The organism is Rhabdothermincola salaria (assembly GCF_021246445.1).
In the GTDB taxonomy this organism is placed as follows: Bacteria; Actinomycetota; Acidimicrobiia; order Acidimicrobiales; family Acidimicrobilacustridaceae; genus Rhabdothermincola_A; species Rhabdothermincola_A salaria.
Map to the genome: position 1 here is coordinate 1,322,648 of NZ_JAJQXW010000001.1, position 19,563 is coordinate 1,342,210.

Sequence of the window (19,563 nt, forward strand, 5' to 3'; positions counted from 1 at the left end):
CCGGGGAGGGCCGCCACGCTCGGGGCGAGCCGACCGGCGGCGGAATTTCTCCTACGGCGATAGTGCGAATGCGGGGGGCCGCCTAGACTGGCCTCATGGCTGCAGCTCCCCTCTTCGCCATCGAGGACCTCCACGTCAGCACGACCGATGACCGCCCCTCGGCGATCCTCCACGGCGTCGACCTGACCATCGGCCCCGGTGAGATCCACGCCCTCATGGGCCCCAACGGTTCCGGGAAGTCCACCTTGGCCTCCTCGCTGCTCGGGAGCCCCGAGTACCAGGTCACCTCCGGGCACATCCGCCTCAAGGGCGACGACATCACCGACTGGCCCGCCGACGTGCGCGGCAAGGCCGGGATGTTCCTCGCCTTCCAGTACCCCCAGGAGATCGCCGGCGTCTCGGTGCTCAACTTCCTGCGCCAGGCCCTGAGCGCCCGCAAGGGCTTCGACCTGTCGATGCTCGAGCTGCGCCTGGCGATCATGGAGTGGATGGAACGCCTCGACATGGACCCGGCCTTCGCCGACCGCTATCTCAACGAGGGCTTCTCGGGTGGCGAGAAGAAGCGCAACGAGATCCTCCAGATGGCCATCCTCGAACCCGAGGTCGCCATCCTCGACGAGACCGACTCCGGCCTCGACATCGACGCCCTCCGCGTGGTGGCCAAGGGCGTGCGCGAGGTCAAGAGCGCCCGCCCCGAGCTCGGCATCCTGGCCATCACCCACTACCAGCGGCTGCTCACCGAGCTGCAGCCCGACGTCGTGCACGTGCTCATCGACGGACGCGTCGTGGCCTCGGGCGGCATGGAGCTGGCCGAGACGCTCGAGACGGAGGGCTACGACGCATGGCGCTGACCATCTCCGATCCCCTCGACACCGCCGTCGTCAAGGCCGACTTCCCCCTGCTGTCCCGCTCGGTGCACGGCAAGCCCATCGTCTACCTCGACTCGGCAGCCACCGCCCAGAAGCCGACCTTGGTGCTCGACGCCATGGACGCGTACTACCGGTCCATCAACGCCAACGTGCACCGCGGCGTGTACGCCATCGCCGAGGACGCCACCAACGCCATGGAGGGCGCCCGCGAGAAGGTGCGCCGCTTCATCGGAGCGCCGTCGGTCAACGAGATCGTCTTCACCAAGAACGCCACCGAGTCGCTGAACCTGGTCGCCCAATCGTGGGGCCGGGCCAACCTGGCCGAGGGCGACGTGGTGGTGCTCACCCACATGGAGCACCACGCCGACATCGTCCCCTGGCAGATGCTCGCCGCCGAGAAGGGTCTCGAGCTGCGCTGGATCCCCCTCGACGCCCAGGGCCGCCTCGACCTCACCGACCTCGACCGTCTCCTCGACGGCGCCAAGGTCCTCGGCGTCACCGCCATGTCCAACGTGCTCGGCACGCTGACCCCGATACCCCTCCTCACCGCCGCCGCCCGCGCCGCCGGCGCCATCAGCGTCGTCGACGCCTGCCAGTCGGTGCCCCACACCCCCACCGACGTGACCGCCATGGGCGCCGACTTCGTGGCCTTCTCCGGCCACAAGATGGTGGGCCCCACCGGCATCGGCGTGCTCTGGGGTCGCCTCGAGCTGCTCGAGGCCATGCCCCCCTTCCTCGGCGGCGGCGAGATGATCCGCGACGTGCGCCTCGACGGCTTCACCACCAACGAGGTGCCCTGGAAGTTCGAGGCGGGCACCCCGCCGATCGCCGAGATCGTCGGCCTCGGTGCCGCGGTCGACTACCTCGAGGGTCTGGGCATGAGCGCCGTGCGCGAGCACGAGATCGCCCTCACGACCTACGCCCTGGCCACCTTCGCCGAGCGCTTCGGCGACGACCTCGTCGTGCACGGGCCACCGGATCCCGCCGAGCGTGGGGGCGTGTTCAGCTTCGCCTACAAGGACCTGCACCCCCACGACATCTCCCAGGTCCTCGACCAGCACGCCGTGTGCGTCCGGGCCGGACACCACTGCGCCAAGCCGCTCATGCGCCTGATGGGCGTGGGGGCCACGGCGCGGGCGTCGGTGTACGTCTACAACGACACCACCGACATCGACGCCCTGTGCGACGCCCTCGACGCCGCCGGCGACTTCTTCGCCTGGTGATCGTCCCGGCCGGGAACCCTCGGCCCGGTCCGACGCCCGCCTAGCCTGTCCCCCGCCCCCTCGACCATCCGCCAGGAAGTGCCCTCGATGCCCGGCCTCGAAGACCTGTACCGCGAGATCATCCTCGACCACTACCGCAACCCCCGGAACCGGGGCGAGCTCGAGTCGCCGCCCGCCCATCGGGTGGAGGGGTTCAACCCTCTGTGTGGCGACGAGATCGTCGTGTACCTCGACGTGGCCGACGACGGCACCGTCGACGACATCAAGATCTCGGGTCAGGGGTGCTCGATCAGCCAGTCGTCGGCGTCGATGATGTCAGCCGCGGTGAAGGGCAAGACCGTCGAGGAGATCCGTGACCTGACCCGGGCCTTCAAGGCCATGATGTCGGTGCACGAGAGCTCGCTCGAGGGGGCCGAGGGCACCGACGCCGCCACCGGCGAGACCACCGATGTGCCCGACGTGAAGCTGGGCGACCTCGAGGCGCTGCGCGGCGTGGTCAAGTTCCCGGTGCGCATCAAGTGCGCCACCCTGGCGTGGAACACCCTCGGCCAGGGCCTCGACGAGTCCGCGGCCGGCGAGGACGCCTGAGGCGGCGCAGGACCGAGCGCCACGCCAGCCGGGCCGATCAGCCCGATGCGGCCTCGTCCGCCCTCCGGGCCAACTCGAAGCACTCCGGGGTGAGTCCGCCGGCGTCGTGGTTGACGATGTCGATCACGACGCGGTTCCAGCTGTTGGACCAGTCCGGGTGGTGATCGAGCTTCTCCGCCACCAACGCCACGCGGGTCATGAAGCCGAAGGCCTCGACGAAGTCGGCGAACTCGAGCTCGCGGTGCAGACGACCGTCGACGACCTCCCACTCCGGGCGCTCCCGGAGCTGGGCGTCGACCTCGGCGGACGTGAGCGGGGTGGATCGGGCCATGAGACGACCTCCTGGCGGTCGGTGTCGCGGATCGGTCAGGCCAGCGGATCGGCGAAGGGGTCGTCGAACATGCCACCGGGGCCGCCCGCTCCTGGGTGCATCGAGGGGTCGAGGACCCGGGCCTTGGGGACTGCGTCCGCCATCTCGGCCTCCTCCTCCTGGTACTCGGCGTAGCCGGTGCGCTCGAGCTCGTCGGCCAGCTCGGGACCGCCCGTGGCGATGATCCGCCCCTTGACCAGCACGTGCACGACATCGGGCTTCAGCTCGTCGAGCAGCCGCTTGTAGTGGGTGATGGCCAGCACGCCGAGGCCGAACTCCTCGGTGGCCGCCTCGACCCGTCGGGCGCACGCCCGCAGGGCGTCGACGTCGAGGCCGGAGTCGAGCTCGTCGAGCACGGCGAAGCGGGGCTTGAGCACCGCCAGCTGCAAGGTCTCGTTGCGCTTCTTCTCGCCGCCGGAGAGGTCGACGTTGAGCGCCCGGGTGTGCAGGCGCTCGGCGAAGCCGATGCGTTCGGCCTCGGCGGCGATCTCGGCCGGCACGACCGAGACGTCGTGCCCGGCGGCACCGCGCGACTCCATGAGCAGGTCCTGGAGACTCACGCCGGGCACCTCGACGGGGTACTGCATGGCCAGGAAGAGGCCGGCCTGGGCTCGCTTCCAGGTGGGCAGACCGAGCAGGTCGACGCCGCCGACGGTGACCGAGCCACCGGTCACGGTGTAGCCGGGCTTGCCCATGAGCACGTGCGACAGGGTGGACTTCCCCGAGCCGTTGGGTCCCATGACGGCGTGCACTTCACCGGCGCGCACGACGAGGTCGATGCCGTTGAGGATCGGCTTGCCGTCGACCTCGGCGGTGAGGTTCTCGATACGGAGCTCTGCCATGTCAGTCGATCTCCACGAAGACGTCGTCACCGTCGACGGTGACGGTGTAGGTGGGCGTGGGCTTGGTGGCGGGCATCGAGCTGGGCTCGCCGGTGACGAGCGAGAAGCAGCTGCCGTGCTTCCAGCACTCGATCTCCAGGCGGTCCGGGTCGACGTCGCCCTCGGCGAGCGAGATGTCCTGGTGGGTGCACCGGTCGCCGATGACGTACCAGTCGTCGCCCAGGCGGACCACGGCGAGGCGGTGGCCGGCCACGTCGATGCGGCGGGCCTCGCCGTCGGGGACGTCGGTGACCGAGCAGAGGCGCTGGGCGCTCATGGCTGCTCCCGCCGGTCCAGGCGAGCCTCGATGGCGGCCTCGATGAGGGGTCGCACACCCGGCACCGGGAACTGCTCGAGGACCTCGTCGAAGAACCCGGCCACGATCAAGCGGTCGGCGATCTCGGTGGGCACGCCCCGGCTCTCGAGGTAGAAGCGCTGTTCCTCGTCGATGGGCCCGACGGTGGACGCATGGCTGCAGTGCACGTCGTTGTTCTCGATCTCGAGGTTGGGCACGGACTCCGCCCAGGCGTCCTCGGAGAGCTTGATGTTGCGGTTGGTCTGGAAGGCGTTGGTGCCCCGCGCCTCCTTCTCCACCCTGATGCGCCCGGTGTACACCGAGCGGGATTGGTCGCCCACGACGCCCTTGAACAGCAGGTTCGAGGTGGTGTCGGGGGCCACGTGGTCCTGGAAGGTGCGAAAGTCGAGTGTCTGGCTCCGTTCGCCGAAGTACACGGCCTGGAGGTTGCCGGTGGCTCCCCTGCCGACGAGCCCGCAGTCGGTGCGCACCCGGGCGTAGTCGCCACCGAGGCCGGCGTGCGAGCCGGTCAGCGTGGCGTCGGCGTCGGCCCGCCCCACCTGGGAGGTGATCTGCCAGACGCGTCCGGTGCGGTCCTGCACCTCGCCGTAGGACAGGCGGGCCGCCCGGGCCACGTCGAGCTCGACCACCGGGGCCACGAAGGCCGCCACGTCCTCGGACCCCTGCCACACGACCACCTTGGCCTCGGCGTCCTCGCCGACGCGGACGACGAGCCGGGGGAACACCGCCGCGCCGTCCTGGTCGACCCAGTCGGCGATGACGATCGGCACATCGACGGTGAGCCCCCGCGGCACCGACACGAGCAGCGGCTCGGCCGTGCAGGCGTCGTTGAGCGCGGCGAACACGTCGATGGGATGCTCGGCGACCGCACCCAGAGCAGCCTCGGCGTCGGGGCCGTCGACCAACGGGCCCACATAGAGGCCCTTGGCCTCCCACGCGGGGTCGAGGTCGGCGCGGACGACGAAGCCGTTGCGCACCACGACGGTGGCGGCCCGATCGGGGACGGCGTCGAGCACGGCGGTCACCCCGGCCGGCGTGGCCGGGGCGGGGCTGTCGGTGGCCAGCTCCCACTGGTCGAGGTCGAGGTCGGCGATGCGGCTGTAGCGCCAGACCTCCTCCTCGGTGGACGGGAGAGTGGCGTCTCCCAGGAGTTCGACGGTGCGAGCCCGGCGCTCGTTCAGCCAGGCGGGGCCGCGGAGCTCGCGGGCGGCGGACGTCAGGCGGTTCAGGGCGATACCTCGGCGAAGGGGCGCTGGGGGCGCCGGCGGGCTGGGAACGAATTCACACTACCGCCGTAGGAGAAATTCCGGCCAGCCCGGACCGAGATCGGCGCCGCCAGGTTCAGCGGTCTCGGCGGAACCGGCCGAACAGGCGGGCCAGGCCCTTGCGCGATCCACGGGCCCGTTCCGCTTCCACCTCGGCGAGCACCGTGGGCCCGACGGCGTTCACGATGTCCTCGGCCGCGTCGAGCAGGGCCCCGATGTCCTCACCGACGGGTTCCGGGGGCGTGGCCGGGGTGACCAGGGTGCCGTGTCGCCAGTCCACGTCGACGAGGCGCGGCTCGTACTTGGCGCAGTTCGACGGGCACCGCCACGGTGCCTCGGGGGCCAGATCGAGGTTGCACTTCCGGACGGTGTCACCAGTCGCGTACGTCCGGCTCTCGAACTGCTTGCACTCCTCACGCATGGGCATGGGTCGAGTCTGCCTCGCGGACGAGCGTCGTAGATGTCAGGCGTCGGGGACCGGCGTCAGCCGACCGAGCCCTCCATCTGCAGCTCGATGAGGCGGCTCCACTCGACCGCGTACTCCATCGGGAGCGTGCGGGTGACGGGCTCGATGAAGCCGTTGACCACCATGCCCATGGCTTGCTCCTCGGAGAGGCCGCGGCTCATCAGGTAGAAGAGCTGCTCGTCGGCCACCTTGGACACCGTGGCCTCGTGGCCGACGATGGCGTCGCGAGAACCGACCTCCATGTAGGGGAAGGTGTCCGAGACGGAATCGTCGTCGAGGATGAGGGCGTCGCACTGCACGTGGCTCTTGCACCCGTAGGCGTCGTCCTCCACCCGCACGAGCCCTCGGTACGAGGTGCGGCCGCCGTCCTTGGAGATGGACTTGGAGACGATCTTGGAGGTCGTCTCGGGCGCGGCGTGCACCATCTTGGCGCCGGCGTCCTGGTGCATGCCGTGGCCGGCGTAGGCCACCGACAGGACCTCACCGGAGGCCTTGGGCCCGACCATGTAGACCGCCGGGTACTTCATGGTGAGGCGACTGCCGATGTTTCCGTCGATCCACTCCATGTGGCCCTCGGTCTCGACCCGGGCCCGCTTGGTCACCAGGTTGAAGACGTTGTTCGACCAGTTCTGGATGGTCGTGTAGGTGACCCGGGCGCTGGGCTTCACGACGATCTCGACCACTGCGGAGTGCAGGGAGTCCGTGGTGTAGGTGGGTGCCGAGCACCCCTCGATGTAGTGCACCGAGCTGCCCTCGTCGGCGATGATGAGAGTGCGTTCGAACTGGCCCATGTTCTCGGCGTTGATGCGGAAGTAGGCCTGCAGCGGCATCTCGACGTGCACGCCGGGCGGCACGTAGATGAACGACCCACCGGACCACACCGCCGAGTTCAACGCCGCGAACTTGTTGTCGTTCTTGGGGATCACGGTGCCGAAGTAGGCCCGCACGATCTCGGGGTACTCGCGCAGCGCGGTGTCCATGTCGGTGAAGATGACGCCCTGGGCCTCGAGGTCCTCGCGGTTCTTGTGGTACACGACCTCGGACTCGTACTGGGCGGTGACCCCGGCCAGGTACTTGCGCTCGGCCTCGGGGATGCCCAGCTTCTCGTAGGTCTGCTTGACCGAATCGGGCAGCTCGTCCCACGCGTCGACCTGATGGTCGGTGGGCTTGATGTAGTAGAAGATGTCGTCGAAGTAGATCTCCGACATGTCGCCGCCCCAGTTGGGCATCGGGCGCCGCAGGAAGTGCTGGTAGGACTTCATGCGGTAGTCGCGCATCCAGTCCGGTTCGCCCTTCATCCACGACATCTCGCGGATGATGTCCTCGGTCAGCCCCTTCTTGGGCTTGAAGACGTAGTCCTCTTCGTCGGACCAACCCAGCTTGTAGCGGCCGAGGTCGAGATCGAGATCGGTGGTGGCCATGCGGGCTCGCTCCTGGGATCGAGGGGGCGGGAGGACGGGGACGTACCCGACACCCGAGAATTTCTCCTATGGCGATAGTAACAAACCCCGGGGCCGGGACCACCAGTCCGGCGGGGATTTTCCCGGCATCCCCCGTGCAATCTCCGCGTGGCGGCGGGGAGAGCCCCGTCCGGCGGCGCGGTCGAACTCAGCCGAGCAGGGCGGGGGCCAGACGACGCCACTCGTCCATGGGGATGGCCGTGGGCTCGGCCGGCAGGACCTGGACGCAGACGTGGTCGGCACCGGCGGCGTGGTGGGCCGCCACCCGTTCGGCGATGGCGGCTTCGTCGCCCCAGGCCACGATGGCGTCGACCAGGGCGTCGCTGCCCCCGTCGGCGAAGTCGTCGTCGGTCCAGCCGAACCGCTTCAGGTTGTTGGTGTAGTTCGGCAGGGTGAGGTACATCGACATGTGGCCCCGGGCGATCTCGCGGGCCTTGGCGGGGTCCGTCTCCAGCACCGCCGCCTGCTCCGGGTAGAGCTTGGCGTCGGGACCCATCTGCTCGCGGGCGAAGGCCGTGTGCTCCACCGGGATGAAGTAGGGGTGGGCCCCGTCGGTGCGCTCGGCGGCTAGGGCGAGCATCCTGGGACCGAGCGCGGCGAGGACCCGGTGGGTGTCGGTGGTGGGCGGCGAAGCGGTGAACATGCCGTTGTCCATGGCCTCGAGGTAGGCCTGCATCGCCGAGAACGGGCGCGAGTAGTCGTGGCCCCGGAGGCCCTCCACCATCACCTGATGGCTCACCCCGAGCCCCATGAGGAAGCGATCGGGGAAGGCCTCGGTGATGGTGTGCAGCGCCGAGTTGGCGTTGAGGGCGTCGCGGGCCCAGATCGAGGCGATGCCGGTGGCGATGACGATGCGCTCGGTGCCCGAGAGCAAGAGAGTGGAGTTGACGAACGACTCCCGCCCCACCATCTCGGGGATCCAGATGGCCCCGTACCCGAGCTCCTCGATCTCGGCGGCCACCTCCTGGCTCTGCGCCGAGGGCACCTGGTCGAGCTGGTACTGCCACAGTCCTACGCGTCCGAGATCCATGCCCCGACCCTACGCAACCAGCGCCGCACCGAGGGGATGGCCCGCGACCGCGGGATCCCCGTGCCTACACTCGAGGACGTGAGTCTGGCGCCCCCACCCCCACCGCCGCCGCCGGTGCGCGACGACGACCGTGCCGATGTCGACACCGCCGGCGTGGGCACCGTTGCGCCGGGTGGCGTGTCGTGGTGGAGGATCGGCGCGCTCGGTGCCACCGCCCTGGCCGGGTGCGCCTACGTGGCCCTCTACGACCCCAACAGCTCCTCGTCGCTCTACCCGGCGTGCCCCTTCTTGGCCGTCACCGGCCTCGACTGCCCGGGCTGCGGCATCACCCGGGCGCTGCACGCCCTGGTCACCGGCAACCCCCTGCAGGCGCTCGACCACAACGCCCTGTTCGTGCTGGCGCTGCCCTTCTTGCTCTTCTGGGCCGTGCGCAGCCTCCTGTTCGGGACCCAGCCCCGGAACCGGGCTCCCACGTGGCGCTGGACGCCCACCATGACGTGGGCGGCCGTCACGCTGGTGGGCGGGTTCTGGGTGATCCGCAACCTGCCGTGGTCGCCGTTCGACTGGTTGGCGTCCGGGTTGCTCTGAGCCCACACCGCTCCGGCGCCGACGCTCGTGGTGCGAGCGCCGCCGAACCGGAGCACCTCGGACCGAACGATGCGAGCGCTCAGTCGAGACGACGCAGCTCGGCCCTGTAGCGCTGGCCCTTCTTCACGTAGTCGCCGGCGGCGTAGAGGATGCCGTCGAGCTTGCCAGTGCCCTCGCGCAGCTTGGCGGGCACGCCGAGGGCCATCATCCCGGTGGGGACCTCCATGCGATCGGGCACGACTGCGTTGGAGCCGACCAGGGCCCCCGAACGCACGATGGCCTCGTGCAGCACCACCGAGCCGTTGCCGACCAGCGCGGCGTCCTCGATGGTGCACCCCTCGAGGTGGACGATGTGGCCGATCACGCAGTCGTCGCCCACCAGGGTGGGGCGGGTGGGGATGCAGTGCACCACCGAGCCGTCCTGGATGGACGTGCGCGCCCCGATCACGATCCCCCCGTTGTCGCCCCGAAGGACCGAACAGGGCCAGATCGTGGACTCCGCGCCGATCTCGACGTCGCCGATGACGACGGCGTCGGGGTGCACGAACGCCGACGGGTGGATGCGGGGTTCGACGTCGCCGAGGGCGTAGATCGCCATTGGGCGATCTAGATGGTGTAGCGGCCGTAGCCGCCACGGAAGAACAGCAGCGGCCCGCCCTCGTGGCGCACCTCGAGGTCGTGCACGGCCCCGATGACGACGTAGTGGTCGCCGGCCTCGACGACGTCGGCCACGGTGCAGTCGACGTAGGCGAGGACCCCGTCGATGATGGGCGAACCGTTGCCCGACTTCCGCCAACCGACCTCGGCGAACTTGTCGGCGGCGCTCGACGCGAAGACCCGGCAGACGTCCTCTTGGTCCTCGGCCAGGATGTTGACGCAGAAGGCACCGGACTGCTGGATCTTGGGCCACGTGCTCGACTGCTTCCCCGGGCAGAACAGCACCTGCGGGGGCTCGAGCGACAGCGAGGCGAACGATCCGACGGCGAGGCCGACCGGCGTGTCCTCGTACATCGAGGAGATGACCGTCACCCCGGTCGGGAAGTGCCCGAGGACCTGACGGAACTTGGCCGAATCGAAGCTGGGGACGTGTTCTGGGCTCACAAGGAGGCGAGTCTAGGCCCCCACCGATGCCCGCTCGACGGAGACGGTGAGCCCCTCGGCGGCGGCGAACACCTTCGGGACCCCCCGTTCGCGCGCCCTCTCGGCTGCGGCGAGCTCCAGCAGATCGACGCTCTCGTCGTCGTGGCCGGGGTCGTGGTGGAACAGCGCCAGCGCCCGCACGCCCGCCTCCGCCGCCACGTGCACGGCGTAGTCGACGGTGCAGTGGCCCCAGTGCGCCCGCAGGACGAACTCGTCGGGCGTGTACTGGGCGTCGTGGATCAAGAGGTCGGCACCCTGGCACAGCGAGAGCACGGCCGGAGCGATGTGGCTGGGGTCGTCGACCGGCTGTTGGTGGTCGCTGATGTAGACGACGGCGACGCCGTCACGCTCGATGCGGTACCCGAACGTCTCGCCGGTGTGGGGCACCAGGGCGGCGGTGACCGACGCCCCGGCGATCTGGTGGGTGCCGGCCGGGAGGGTGACGAACACGATGTCGCCGGAGAGCTCGTGGGCCCGTACCGGGAAGAACGGCGGGGCCATGAGCTGGTCGAAGGCCTCACCGAAGCTGCGGGAGCCGTCGGCCGGACCGTAGACGGTCAGCTCGGCCCCCGGCGAGAGCAGCGGAGGGCAGAAGGGCAGGCCCTGGACGTGGTCCCAGTGCAGGTGGGTGACGAGGGCGTGGGCCCGCATCATCTCGCCCTCGGCCTGGTCGAGACCGAAGAAGCGCAGACCGGTGCCCAGGTCGAGCAGGATCGGATCGGCACCGGGAGCCCGCAGCACCACGCAGGACGTGTTGCCGCCGTACCGACGGTTCTCGTCGCACGAGCAGGGAGTGGAACCTCGGACTCCGTAGAACGTCACGTCCAAACGAGTAACTCCCCCTCGCGAGTGCCCGGCCGAGGGTAAACCACCGTGTCGAGCGCGTGAACCCCGAGTGACAAGTCTCACATCGACTCCGGGACCGGTAGCTTCGCGCACCATGCAGGGGGACACGATCCGCACCGGACGAGCCGGGGGCGCCGGCGGCCACCCCAGGGGCACCCGCGCCGGGCGCGAGAGGGAGCCAGGATGAGCGACGACGCACCAGCCGCCGTCTCGGCGGAGACGACCCCGCCGGACCTGCCCGACGACGGCCTGGTGGTGGTCGTCAAGCGGGACTGCCCCACCTGCCTGCTGGTCGTCCCCGTCCTCGAGCAGTTGGCCGACGACGGGGAGCTCACCGTGCTCGTCCAGGACGACACCGAGCCCTTCGCCCATCTCCCCCGCTGCTCGGCCGACGACGACCTCGACGTCTCGTGGGCGCTGCAGGTGACCACCGTGCCGACCCTCGTGCGGCGCCAGGGCGGTCAGGAGGTGGCCCGCACCGAGGGGTGGCTCCGCGAGGAGTGGCAGGGCCTCACCGGGCGGTCGGACCTCGGCCCGCAGCTCCCCGACTTCCGTCCGGGGTGCGGCTCGCTCAGCGAGGAGCCCGCCCGATGGGCTCGTCTCCAGGTCCGCCACGAGGGCGGCCGGCTCCGCTCCCGCCGCATCCAGATCTCCGCCCTCGACGACGAGATGGAGTCGCTGTTCGAGCGGGGCTTCACCGATGGCCTCCCCGTGGTGCCACCCACGCCCGAGCGCGTGCTGCGCATGCTCGACGCCACCTCCCGGTCGCCCGACGACCTGGTGGCCGTGGTACCACCCGACCTGGTGGAGTGCACGGTCGAGAAGGTGGCGATCAACGCGGTGATGGCGGGCTGCAAGCCCGAGTACCTCCCCGTGGTGCTGACCGCCGTCGAAGCGGCCTGCACCGACGAGTTCAACATCCACGGGGTCCTGGCCACGACCTGGTTCGCCGGGCCGCTCGTGGTCGTCAACGGCCCGATGGCGCGAGCCATCGGCATGAACAGCGGCATCAACGCGCTCGGCCAGGGCAACCGGGCCAACGCCACCATCGGGCGAGCCCTGCAGCTGGTGATCCGCAACGTGGGCGGCGGCCGGCCGGGCGGCATCGATCGGGCCACGCTCGGCAACCCCGGCAAGTACACCTTCTGCTTCGCCGAGGACGAGGAGGGGTCCCCCTGGGAGTCCCTGGCCACCGAACGCGGCGTCGCCGAGGACCGCTCGGCGGTCACGCTCTTCGCCGCCGAGGGCGTGCGCGGGCTCGCCGACCAGGACTCCCGCACCCCGGAATCGCTGGCCCGCACGTTCGCCGCCTGCCTGCGCACCGTGGCCCACCCCCGGGCCCTCGTCGCCTTCGACGCCATGGTGGTCGTGAGCCCGGAGCACGGTCGGGTCTTCGCCGAGGCCGGGTGGAGCAAGGCCCGCCTGCACCGGGAGCTCGCCGAGCTGTTGATGACCGACACCGACTCCGTCCTCAAGGGCCTCGACGGCATGGCCCCGGGCCTCGACCCCTCCCTCGCCGGCCTCCGGCTGCCCAAGTTCCGCGACGGCGGGCTGCTCATCACCTACGCCGGCGGCGGGGCGGGCATGTTCAGTGCCATCATCGGCTCCTGGGCCTCTGGCGCCATCGGCAGCCAACCCGTCACCTTGGAGGTGCGTCCGTGACCGACCACGAGGGACTGACCGTGCTCGACCCCACCGGCGAGCTCCGGCCCACCCCGCGGGAGCGGGCCCCGCGGGTCGCCTCCCTCGAGGGTCGCCGAGTGGGCCTGCTCGACATCACCAAGGCACGCGGCGACGTCTTCCTCGATCGGGTCGAGGAGCACCTGGCCCGCCGGGGGGCGGTGGTGAGCCGCTACCGCAAGCCCACCTTCACCAAGCCGGCGCCCGTCGACCTGCGCCAGGAGATCGCCATGCAGTGCGAGGTGGTCATCGAGGCGCTCGCCGACTGAGGGAGCTGCACGTCGTGCAGTGTGCACGACATCGTGGATCTCGAGAGCCGGGGCGTGGTGGGCGTGTTCGTCGCCTCCACCGAGTTCGTCGACGCCGCCGCCACCCAGTCGTCGGCCCGGGGGGCCGACCCGGCTGCGGTCTTCGTCGCCCATCCCATCCAGGACCGCACCGACGACGAGATCCGGGCCCTGGCCGACGACGCCGTCGACGCCATCGTGGCCGCCCTCACCACCGAGTCCTGACCGGCCCGGCCCTCCCGGGCCGCCCGGGCGGCGACGCGGACGCCGAGGGATCGGCGACCCGGTGTGGCTCTGCGCTACGACGGCAGGGTGAGACGCCCGTCGGCGGTGAAGGTCGCCAGGCGATCTCGCACCAACGACTCGGCGGCGCGGGTCGCCGAGTCGTCGGTCCACTCGTGGGACGCAGCGGAGCCGTCGGCGGGGCCGACATCGGCCTCGGTGTCGGCTCGACCGTCGCAGAGGGCCCGCCACTGCGACGGGTCGGGCCGCTGACCGGCCCGCAGGGCGTCGAGCAGGCGGGCCCGACCCTGGCGGAACGACCCCTCGAAGCGGCTCTGGGGCCGGCTGACCGCATGGGAGCCGAGCGCGGGGTCGGGGTCGGGACGGCCGGCCTGCCACCACCGGCAGGTCGACGCGACCGGGCAGCGTTCGCAGGCCGGCGACCGCTTGGTGCACACGGTGGCGCCGAGGTCGAGGAGGGCCTGGTTCCACTGCCAGCCCTCCCCTTCGGGCACCAGCTCGTCGGCGGCCGCCTGGGCCTGGCGGGCGGTGAGCGCCGTCCCGGCCGTGCGGGCCAGGATGCGACCCACGTTGGTGTCCACCACGGCGACGTCGCGCTCGAAGGCGAAGGCCAACACTGCCCGAGCCGTGTAGGGCCCGACCCCCGGGAGAGCCAGGAGGGCGGGGAGGTCGTCGGGGAAGGTGCCGTCGTGGTCGTCGAGCACGGCGGCGGCACACCCGTGGAGGGCCACCGCCCGGCGGTTGTAGCCGAGCCCGGCCCATTCCTCGACGACCGCGCCCGACCCGGCGGCGACGCAGCTCTCGACGTCGGGGAAGCGGTCCAGGAAGCGGCGCCAACGGGGCACCACCCGATCGACCTGGGTCTGTTGCAGCATCACCTCGCTGACCAGCACGGCCCAGGGGTCCCGGGTGCGACGCCATGGGAGGTCGCGGCGGGTGGCCTCCCACCAGCCGAGGACCTCGTGGCTCGCCTCGGCCTGCGACCGACTCCCGCTCATGGCCACGAGTGTGGCCCAGACCGCCGGTCCGACGGCTCGGACCGACGGCTCGGGCCGACCGCGGCCGCTCGTCTCGGCGCCTACTCGTCGGCGAAGACGTCGTCGCCGTAGGGCAGGCCGCGCGCGGGGGCGAACGCCCGCTTCCAGACGATGATCTTGCGCCGGAAGAAGCAGACCTCTTCGGAGCGCTGGTTGATGCCCTTGGTCTCGACGGTGACGATCCCGCGCTCGCCGTCGGAGGTCTCCTTCTTGGCCAGCACCTTGGTGACGGCGTAGATGGTGTCGCCGTGGAACGTGGGCTTGGCGTGCTTGAGCGTCTCGACCTCGAGGTTGGCGATGGCGGCTCCGCTCACGTCGGGCACGCTCATGCCCAACACCAGCGAGTACACGAGGTTGCCGACCACCAGCGGCTTGCCCACCGGGGACTCGTTCTCCGCATACCAGTTGTTGGTGTGCGTGGGGTGGTGGTTCATGGTGATCATGCAGAAGAGGTGGTCGTCGGCCTCGGTGATGGTCTTGCCGGGCCAGTGGCGGTACACGTCGCCGACCTCGAAGTCCTCGAAGTGACGGCCGAAGGGACGATCGATCACGGTCACGGCAGGCTCCTCACGACAAGGCGGAGGCCGTCCGCCGCGGGAGGCGGCGAAGGCTCCGCACGATCTCGTCGTCCAACCTACCCCTGAGTAACCTCGGGGGATGACCGTGATCGACCCGGACCTCACCGCCGCCGCAGCCGTCACCGAGACCGCCCACGGCATCGTCGAGACCTGCACCCGCCACCTGGCCGCGGCCGGCGACCCGGACGCCCACCAGGTCGTCACCTACGACCTGGCCCACGCCGCCGCTGCCGTCGAGACGGGCCGGGCCATGCTCACCTACGGGGCCAAGGGCGACCTCGAGGCCCGCATCGCCTGCGCGTTCGTGGCCGACGCGGTCGCCGAGCTGGCGCCCAAGCTCTTCGGTCGCGAGGCGCAGTGGGGCATCGAACCGGGAGCGCTCGACGGCACCCGTGACTTCGTGGCGGCCTATCGGGCCCCGGAGTTCCTGGCCGCGCTGGCCGACACCGCCGGACCCCGCCACCTCGACAGCGACTTCGAGATGGTGCAGGACACGTTCCGGCGCTTCGCCACCGAGAAGATCGCCCCTGTCGCCGAGCACATCCATCGCGAGAACGCCGACATCCCCGAGGACCTCATCGAGGGCCTGGCCGAGATGGGTGGCTTCGGGTTGTCCGTACCGGTCGAGTACGACGGCTTCTCCGAGGGTGGCGAGAGCGAGTACATCGGCATGGTCGTGGCCACCGAGGAGCTGTCCAAGGCGTCGCTCGGGGCCGGCGGGTCGCTCATCACCCGCCCCGAGATCCTCACCCGGGCCCTGCTGGCCGGCGGCACCGAGGCCCAGAAGGCCCACTGGCTGCCCAAGCTGGCCTCCGCCGAGGTCATGGCCGCCGTCGCCGTCACCGAGCCCGACTACGGCTCCGACGTCGCCGGCGTGAAGTGCACCGCCACCCCCACCGAGGGAGGCTGGCTGCTCAACGGGGTGAAGACCTGGTGCACGTTCGGCGCCCGCGCCGACGTGCTCATGCTGCTGGCCCGCACCAACCCCGACAAGTCCCTCACCCACAAGGGTCTGTCGATGTTCGTGGTGCCCAAGCCGCGCGGCGAGGGCCACGGCTTCGCGTTCGCCCAGGAGGCCGGCGCCGACGGCGGGGCCCCCGGCGGCGGGAAGATGGAGGGTCGGGCCATCGACACCATCGGCTACCGGGGCATGCACTCCTACGAGATCGCCCTCGAGGACTGGTTCGTGGCGGCCGACAACCAGGTCGGCGGCGACGACGGCCTGGGCAAGGGCTTCTACTACCAGATGGCCGGCTTCGAGAACGGCCGGCTGCAGACCGCCGCCCGTGCCGTCGGGGTCATGCAGGCCGCCTACGAGGACGCCCACCAGTACGCCCTCGACCGCGTCGTCTTCGGCCAGCCCATCGCCGAGTACCAGCTCACGCGGGCCAAGCTCGGTCGCATGGTGGTGCTCATCCAGGCCGGTCGCCAGTTCGGCTACGAGGTGGCCAGGCTCATGGCCGAGGGCCGCGGCCAGCTCGAAGCGTCGATGGTGAAGGCGTACGTCTGCAAGGCCGCCGAGTGGGTCACCCGTGAGGCCATGCAGATCCACGGTGGCTTCGGCTATGCCGAGGAGTACCCGGTGAGCCGGTACTTCGTCGACGCCCGCGTGCTGTCCATCTTCGAAGGGGCCGACGAGACCCTGTGCCTCAAGGTGATCGCCCGTCGCATGATGGACAACGCCAAGAGCTGACACCCCGGCGCGCCGCACACCCCGACCCTTCGACAGACGCGCCGGCGCTCTGCGACGCCGTGTCGGGTTCTACGAGCCCCCTGAACGGGTAGCGACTCTCGCACATCCACACCCGAGGGGCTCCACGATGCCGAGCGTCACCGACACCGTCCGTCATGGCTCACCCGGCCGTGGTGACTGGAAGGAGACGCTCGGCCGCGTCGGCCTGGTCGGCAAGGGGGTGGTCTTCGCCGTCATCGGCGTCCTGGCCATCCAGCTAGCCCTCGGGGATGCATCGGGTGACACCACCAAGAACGGCGCCATCGAGTGGGTCGGCGCCCAGCCCCTCGGCAAGTTCCTGCTGGTGGCCCTCACCATCGCCCTCTTCGCGCTGGCCGCCTGGCGGCTGCTCGATGCGCTGACCGGCGACCCGGTGGAGGGATCCGAGCCCAAGGACCGCGCCAAGTTCGCCGTCCTCGGCCTGCTCTACCTGTCGCTGGCCACCGCCGCCCTCTCCGCCACCATCGCCAACTGGAACGACGCCGGTCAGACGTCGCAGGGCGGCGGCACCGAGACCCGCCAGCAGGCCACCGCCGTGGTGCTCGACTGGCCGGCCGGGCGGTGGATCGTGGCCCTCATCGGGCTCGCCATCATCGGCTTCGCCGCCTACCAGGTGAAGAAGTACGTCATCGACATGCAGTTCCTCGAGCGCGTCGACGTCGGCGAGGAGAGTTGGATCGCCTCCGCCGGCCGCTGGGGCTATCTGGCCCGGGCCATCGTCCTGGCCATGGTCGGCGTCTTCTTCATCCAGGCCGGCCTCACCTACGACGCCAGCGAGGCCGAGGGCCTCTCTGCGGCCCTGCAGAGTCTGTCCGGCGAGGGCTGGGGCCAGTTCGTGCTGTGGGTGGTGGCCCTCGGCCTGCTGGCGTTCGGCGTCTTCACCGTCGCCGAGGCCAAGCACCGCAAGGCGGCCTGAGACCGGTCCCCTCCCCGCCACCGGCCCTGGATCGCCGTCGGTCAGCCCGGCTGGCGAGCAGCGATGGCCTCGGCCTGGGCGAGGACCCGGCGGGCCTCGTCGACGTGCAGGTTCTCGATCATGCGGCCGTTCACCGTGACCACGCCACGACCGGCGGCGGTGGCTTCCTCGAAGGCGGCGATGATCTCGCCAGCCGACTCGATCTCGGCGGCCGTGGGGGCGAACGCCTCGTTGCAGGGCTCCACCTGGCTGGGGTGGATGAGCGTCTTGCCGTCGAACCCGAACTGGCGCCCCTGCGCGCACTCGGCGGCGAAGCCCTCGGCGTCGGCGATGTCGTTGTAGACGCCGTCGAGGATCACCTTGTCCGCCATGCGGGCCGCGAGGAGGCAGGCCTGCAGCCCGTGGCGCAGCGGCTCTCGCCCGGGCACGTGCTGGGCCCGGAGCTCCTTGACCAGGTCGTTGGTGCCCATGACCACCACGGCGAGGCGGTCGTGGGCCCCGACGATCTCGGCGGCGTGCAGCACCGCGACCGGGGTCTCGAGCATGGCCCACAGCGCGGTGCGCTCCGGGGCCCCGGCGGCCTCCAGCGCCGCCACCAGCGTGCGCACCTCGTCGGCGGAGTTCACCTTGGGCACCAGCACGGCGTCGGGCCCGGCGGCTGCCGCGGCGGCGATGTCGGCCTCGTGCCACTGCGTCCCGATGCCGTTGACCCGGATGGCGAGCTCCTTGGAGCCGTACGCCCCCGACTGCACGGCGGCGCACACCCGATCGCGGGCGTCGGGCTTGGCGTCGGGTGCCACCGCGTCCTCGAGGTCGAGGATCAGGGCGTCGGCGGGGATGGTCTTGGCCTTCTCGAGGGCGCGCTCGTTGGCTCCGGGCATGTAGAGCACGGACCGGCGGGGACGGAGGTCGTCGGACATCGGGGCTCCTGACGGGATGGGTCGGGGCGGGGTCGGGGCGGGAACGGGTCGGGTCAGAACCCGTACGCCGCGGCCAGCTCGGGATCGTCGGCGGCGAGCGCTTCGGCCAACTCGACCATCACCTTGCACTGCTTGACGGAGGCGTCGTCCTCCATCTTGCCGTCGAGCATGAGGGCACCCGTGCCGTCGCCCATGGCGTCGATCACCCGCTTGGCGTGGGCGACGTCGGCGGGGTCGGGCGAGAAGACCTTCTTGGCGATGCCGATCTGCACCGGGTGCAGGCTCCACGCCCCCACGCACCCGAGCAGGAACGCGTTGCGGAACTGGTCCTCGCAGGCCACGACGTCGGCGATGTCGCCGAACGGGCCGTAGTAGGGCAGGATCCCGTTGGCGGCACAGGCGTCGACCATGCGGGCGATCGTGTAGTGCCAGAGGTCCTGCTGGTAGATCCTGCGGTCGCCTTCGATGTCGCCGTCGACCGGGTCCTGGCGCACCAGGTAGCCAGGGTGGCCGCCGCCGACCCGGGTGGTCTTCATGCGGCGGTTGGCGGCGAGGTCCGCGGGCCCGAGCGACAGGCCCTGCATGCGGGGGCTGGCGGCGCAGATCTCCTCGACGTTGGCCACCCCGCGCGCCGTCTCCAGGATGGCGTGCACCAGGATCGGCCGATCGAGCCCGGCTCGGGCCTCGAGCTGGGCCAGCAGACGATCCACGTAGTGGATGTCCTCGGGCCCCTCGACCTTGGGGATCATGACCACGTCGAGCTTGTCGCCCACCTCGAGCACCGCTGCGGTGAGGTCGTCGAGGCACCAGGGCGAGTCGAGGGAGTTGACGCGGGTCCAGAACTGGGTGCGGCCGAGCTCGACCGTCCGACCGACCTCCACCAGCCCGGCCCGGGCCGCCTCCTTGGCGTCGGCGGGGATGGCGTCTTCGAGGTTGGCCAGCAACACGTCGACGGTGGGGGCGATCTCGGGGAGCTTGGCCACCACCTTCTCGAGGTGCGGGGGGAAGAAGTGGATCATCCGTGACGGCTTGACCGGGATCTCCCGCAGCGGCTCGGGTGCGCCCACGGCGAGGGGACGGAAGAAGTCCTTGGGGTTCCGCATACGCGAAACCTACCCTCGGGTAACC

22 protein-coding genes are annotated in these 19,563 nt (G+C 70.7%); 8 read left to right on the plus strand and 14 right to left on the minus strand.

From position 1 onward, the window contains the following. The first annotated feature begins 95 nt into the window (after window positions 1–95). The 3 genes from sufC (LUW87_RS06165) to sufU all read left to right on the plus strand — a co-directional run bounded on the left by sufC (LUW87_RS06165) (window position 96) and on the right by sufU (window position 2,680). Entirely contained in the window at window positions 96–851 is a 756-nt protein-coding gene (gene sufC / locus LUW87_RS06165) for a Fe-S cluster assembly ATPase SufC (RefSeq protein ID WP_232670223.1), read from the plus strand. Continuing rightward, on the plus strand, window positions 842–2,092 hold the full coding sequence (locus tag LUW87_RS06170) for a SufS family cysteine desulfurase (protein ID WP_232670224.1): 1,251 nt from the start codon (window positions 842–844) through the stop codon (window positions 2,090–2,092). Before sufC (LUW87_RS06165) ends, LUW87_RS06170 begins: the two co-directional genes overlap by 10 nt. An 87-nt stretch (window positions 2,093–2,179) precedes the next feature. After that, the gene (sufU, locus tag LUW87_RS06175) at window positions 2,180–2,680 is read left to right on the plus strand and encodes a Fe-S cluster assembly sulfur transfer protein SufU (RefSeq protein WP_232670226.1); all 501 of its coding nucleotides are present in this window, start codon (window positions 2,180–2,182) and stop codon (window positions 2,678–2,680) included. A 37-nt stretch (window positions 2,681–2,717) separates the two neighbouring features. Here sufU and LUW87_RS06180 read toward each other — a convergent pair whose 3' ends face one another. From LUW87_RS06180 to LUW87_RS06210, 7 genes are all read right to left on the minus strand, one after another. After that, window positions 2,718–3,011 (minus strand): 4a-hydroxytetrahydrobiopterin dehydratase, encoded by a 294-nt coding sequence (locus LUW87_RS06180; protein ID WP_232670227.1) that lies wholly within the window; start codon window positions 3,009–3,011, stop codon window positions 2,718–2,720. 35 nt (window positions 3,012–3,046) lie between these two features. Beyond that, window positions 3,047–3,892 (minus strand): Fe-S cluster assembly ATPase SufC, encoded by an 846-nt coding sequence (gene sufC / locus LUW87_RS06185; protein ID WP_232670228.1) that lies wholly within the window; start codon window positions 3,890–3,892, stop codon window positions 3,047–3,049. A 1-nt stretch (window position 3,893) separates the two neighbouring features. Next, window positions 3,894–4,208, minus strand: a complete 315-nt coding sequence (locus LUW87_RS06190; protein ID WP_232670229.1) for a non-heme iron oxygenase ferredoxin subunit — start codon at window positions 4,206–4,208, stop codon at window positions 3,894–3,896. Continuing rightward, window positions 4,205–5,272 carry a Fe-S cluster assembly protein SufD gene (gene sufD, locus LUW87_RS06195; protein WP_232670230.1) on the minus strand — a complete coding sequence of 356 codons (1,068 nt, stop codon included), beginning with the start codon at window positions 5,270–5,272 and terminating at the stop codon, window positions 4,205–4,207. The genes LUW87_RS06190 and sufD overlap by 4 nt, the downstream gene beginning before the upstream one ends. A gap of 316 nt (window positions 5,273–5,588) precedes the next feature. Next, window positions 5,589–5,939, minus strand: coding sequence for a hypothetical protein (locus tag LUW87_RS06200; protein ID WP_232670231.1), 351 nt, complete (start codon window positions 5,937–5,939; stop codon window positions 5,589–5,591). A 56-nt stretch (window positions 5,940–5,995) separates the two neighbouring features. Beyond that, complete coding sequence (gene sufB / locus LUW87_RS06205) at window positions 5,996–7,399, minus strand: Fe-S cluster assembly protein SufB (protein ID WP_232670232.1); 1,404 nt, start codon at window positions 7,397–7,399, stop codon at window positions 5,996–5,998. A 187-nt stretch (window positions 7,400–7,586) separates the two neighbouring features. Next, the gene (locus LUW87_RS06210; protein WP_232670233.1) at window positions 7,587–8,468 is read right to left on the minus strand and encodes an LLM class F420-dependent oxidoreductase; all 882 of its coding nucleotides are present in this window, start codon (window positions 8,466–8,468) and stop codon (window positions 7,587–7,589) included. Window positions 8,469–8,546: 78 nt separating this feature from the next. Between LUW87_RS06210 and LUW87_RS06215 the strand changes: the two genes are divergently transcribed. After that, the gene (locus tag LUW87_RS06215) at window positions 8,547–9,056 is read left to right on the plus strand and encodes a DUF2752 domain-containing protein (protein ID WP_232670234.1); all 510 of its coding nucleotides are present in this window, start codon (window positions 8,547–8,549) and stop codon (window positions 9,054–9,056) included. Between the two features lie 79 nt (window positions 9,057–9,135). On the opposite strand, the gene LUW87_RS06220 is transcribed toward LUW87_RS06215, so the two are convergent. From LUW87_RS06220 to LUW87_RS06230, 3 genes are read right to left on the minus strand one after another with little or no spacing between them, the layout of a single operon-like run. Next, window positions 9,136–9,654 (minus strand): gamma carbonic anhydrase family protein, encoded by a 519-nt coding sequence (locus tag LUW87_RS06220; RefSeq protein ID WP_232670236.1) that lies wholly within the window; start codon window positions 9,652–9,654, stop codon window positions 9,136–9,138. Window positions 9,655–9,662: 8 nt separating this feature from the next. Beyond that, a complete protein-coding gene (locus tag LUW87_RS06225) occupies window positions 9,663–10,157 on the minus strand; it encodes a flavin reductase family protein (protein WP_232670237.1) in 495 nt (164 codons plus the stop codon). A 12-nt stretch (window positions 10,158–10,169) separates the two neighbouring features. Continuing rightward, on the minus strand, window positions 10,170–11,018 hold the full coding sequence (locus LUW87_RS06230) for an MBL fold metallo-hydrolase (protein WP_232670238.1): 849 nt from the start codon (window positions 11,016–11,018) through the stop codon (window positions 10,170–10,172). 207 nt (window positions 11,019–11,225) lie between these two features. On the opposite strand from LUW87_RS06230, the gene LUW87_RS06235 reads away from it, so the two are divergent. Together LUW87_RS06235 and LUW87_RS18690 are read left to right on the plus strand one after the other, a co-directional pair. Beyond that, window positions 11,226–12,704 carry a YbbN family protein gene (locus tag LUW87_RS06235; RefSeq protein WP_232670239.1) on the plus strand — a complete coding sequence of 493 codons (1,479 nt, stop codon included), beginning with the start codon at window positions 11,226–11,228 and terminating at the stop codon, window positions 12,702–12,704. A gap of 14 nt (window positions 12,705–12,718) precedes the next feature. Continuing rightward, entirely contained in the window at window positions 12,719–13,234 is a 516-nt protein-coding gene (locus LUW87_RS18690; protein ID WP_273701366.1) for a UGSC family (seleno)protein, read from the plus strand. Between the two features lie 74 nt (window positions 13,235–13,308). On the opposite strand, the gene LUW87_RS06250 is transcribed toward LUW87_RS18690, so the two are convergent. Beyond that, window positions 13,309–14,250, minus strand: a complete 942-nt coding sequence (locus LUW87_RS06250) for an HhH-GPD family protein (protein ID WP_232670242.1) — start codon at window positions 14,248–14,250, stop codon at window positions 13,309–13,311. Between the two features lie 80 nt (window positions 14,251–14,330). Then, a complete protein-coding gene (locus LUW87_RS06255; protein WP_232670243.1) occupies window positions 14,331–14,846 on the minus strand; it encodes a MaoC family dehydratase in 516 nt (171 codons plus the stop codon). Window positions 14,847–14,946: 100 nt separating this feature from the next. Between LUW87_RS06255 and LUW87_RS06260 the strand changes: the two genes are divergently transcribed. Both LUW87_RS06260 and LUW87_RS06265 read left to right on the plus strand, forming a co-directional pair. Beyond that, entirely contained in the window at window positions 14,947–16,560 is a 1,614-nt protein-coding gene (locus LUW87_RS06260; RefSeq protein WP_232670244.1) for an acyl-CoA dehydrogenase family protein, read from the plus strand. 127 nt (window positions 16,561–16,687) lie between these two features. After that, window positions 16,688–17,515, plus strand: a complete 828-nt coding sequence (locus LUW87_RS06265) for a DUF1206 domain-containing protein (RefSeq protein WP_232670245.1) — start codon at window positions 16,688–16,690, stop codon at window positions 17,513–17,515. Window positions 17,516–17,556: 41 nt separating this feature from the next. Here the strand turns inward: LUW87_RS06265 and LUW87_RS06270 are convergent, their stop codons facing one another. After that, window positions 17,557–18,435 (minus strand): HpcH/HpaI aldolase/citrate lyase family protein, encoded by an 879-nt coding sequence (locus tag LUW87_RS06270; protein WP_232670246.1) that lies wholly within the window; start codon window positions 18,433–18,435, stop codon window positions 17,557–17,559. 53 nt (window positions 18,436–18,488) lie between these two features. Then, window positions 18,489–19,538, minus strand: a complete 1,050-nt coding sequence (locus tag LUW87_RS06275; RefSeq protein ID WP_232670247.1) for an HpcH/HpaI aldolase/citrate lyase family protein — start codon at window positions 19,536–19,538, stop codon at window positions 18,489–18,491. Between the last annotated feature and the right edge of the window lie 25 nt (window positions 19,539–19,563).

What these genes read in the sequence shown, in the direction of transcription:
- sufC (WP_232670223.1), top strand. Translation starts at nt 96, where the DNA reads ATGGCTGCAGCTCCCCTCTTCGCCATCGAGGACCTCCACGTCAGCACG.
- LUW87_RS06170 (WP_232670224.1), top strand. Translation starts at nt 842, where the DNA reads ATGGCGCTGACCATCTCCGATCCCCTCGACACCGCCGTCGTCAAGGCC.
- sufU (WP_232670226.1), top strand. Translation starts at nt 2,180, where the DNA reads ATGCCCGGCCTCGAAGACCTGTACCGCGAGATCATCCTCGACCACTAC.
- LUW87_RS06180 (WP_232670227.1), bottom strand. Translation starts at nt 3,011, where the DNA reads ATGGCCCGATCCACCCCGCTCACGTCCGCCGAGGTCGACGCCCAGCTC.
- sufC (WP_232670228.1), bottom strand. Translation starts at nt 3,892, where the DNA reads ATGGCAGAGCTCCGTATCGAGAACCTCACCGCCGAGGTCGACGGCAAG.
- LUW87_RS06190 (WP_232670229.1), bottom strand. Translation starts at nt 4,208, where the DNA reads ATGAGCGCCCAGCGCCTCTGCTCGGTCACCGACGTCCCCGACGGCGAG.
- LUW87_RS06200 (WP_232670231.1), bottom strand. Translation starts at nt 5,939, where the DNA reads ATGCCCATGCGTGAGGAGTGCAAGCAGTTCGAGAGCCGGACGTACGCG.
- sufB (WP_232670232.1), bottom strand. Translation starts at nt 7,399, where the DNA reads ATGGCCACCACCGATCTCGATCTCGACCTCGGCCGCTACAAGCTGGGT.
- LUW87_RS06210 (WP_232670233.1), bottom strand. Translation starts at nt 8,468, where the DNA reads ATGGATCTCGGACGCGTAGGACTGTGGCAGTACCAGCTCGACCAGGTG.
- LUW87_RS06220 (WP_232670236.1), bottom strand. Translation starts at nt 9,654, where the DNA reads ATGGCGATCTACGCCCTCGGCGACGTCGAACCCCGCATCCACCCGTCG.
- LUW87_RS06235 (WP_232670239.1), top strand. Translation starts at nt 11,226, where the DNA reads ATGAGCGACGACGCACCAGCCGCCGTCTCGGCGGAGACGACCCCGCCG.
- LUW87_RS06250 (WP_232670242.1), bottom strand. Translation starts at nt 14,250, where the DNA reads ATGAGCGGGAGTCGGTCGCAGGCCGAGGCGAGCCACGAGGTCCTCGGC.
- LUW87_RS06260 (WP_232670244.1), top strand. Translation starts at nt 14,947, where the DNA reads ATGACCGTGATCGACCCGGACCTCACCGCCGCCGCAGCCGTCACCGAG.
- LUW87_RS06265 (WP_232670245.1), top strand. Translation starts at nt 16,688, where the DNA reads ATGCCGAGCGTCACCGACACCGTCCGTCATGGCTCACCCGGCCGTGGT.
- LUW87_RS06270 (WP_232670246.1), bottom strand. Translation starts at nt 18,435, where the DNA reads ATGTCCGACGACCTCCGTCCCCGCCGGTCCGTGCTCTACATGCCCGGA.
- LUW87_RS06275 (WP_232670247.1), bottom strand. Translation starts at nt 19,538, where the DNA reads ATGCGGAACCCCAAGGACTTCTTCCGTCCCCTCGCCGTGGGCGCACCC.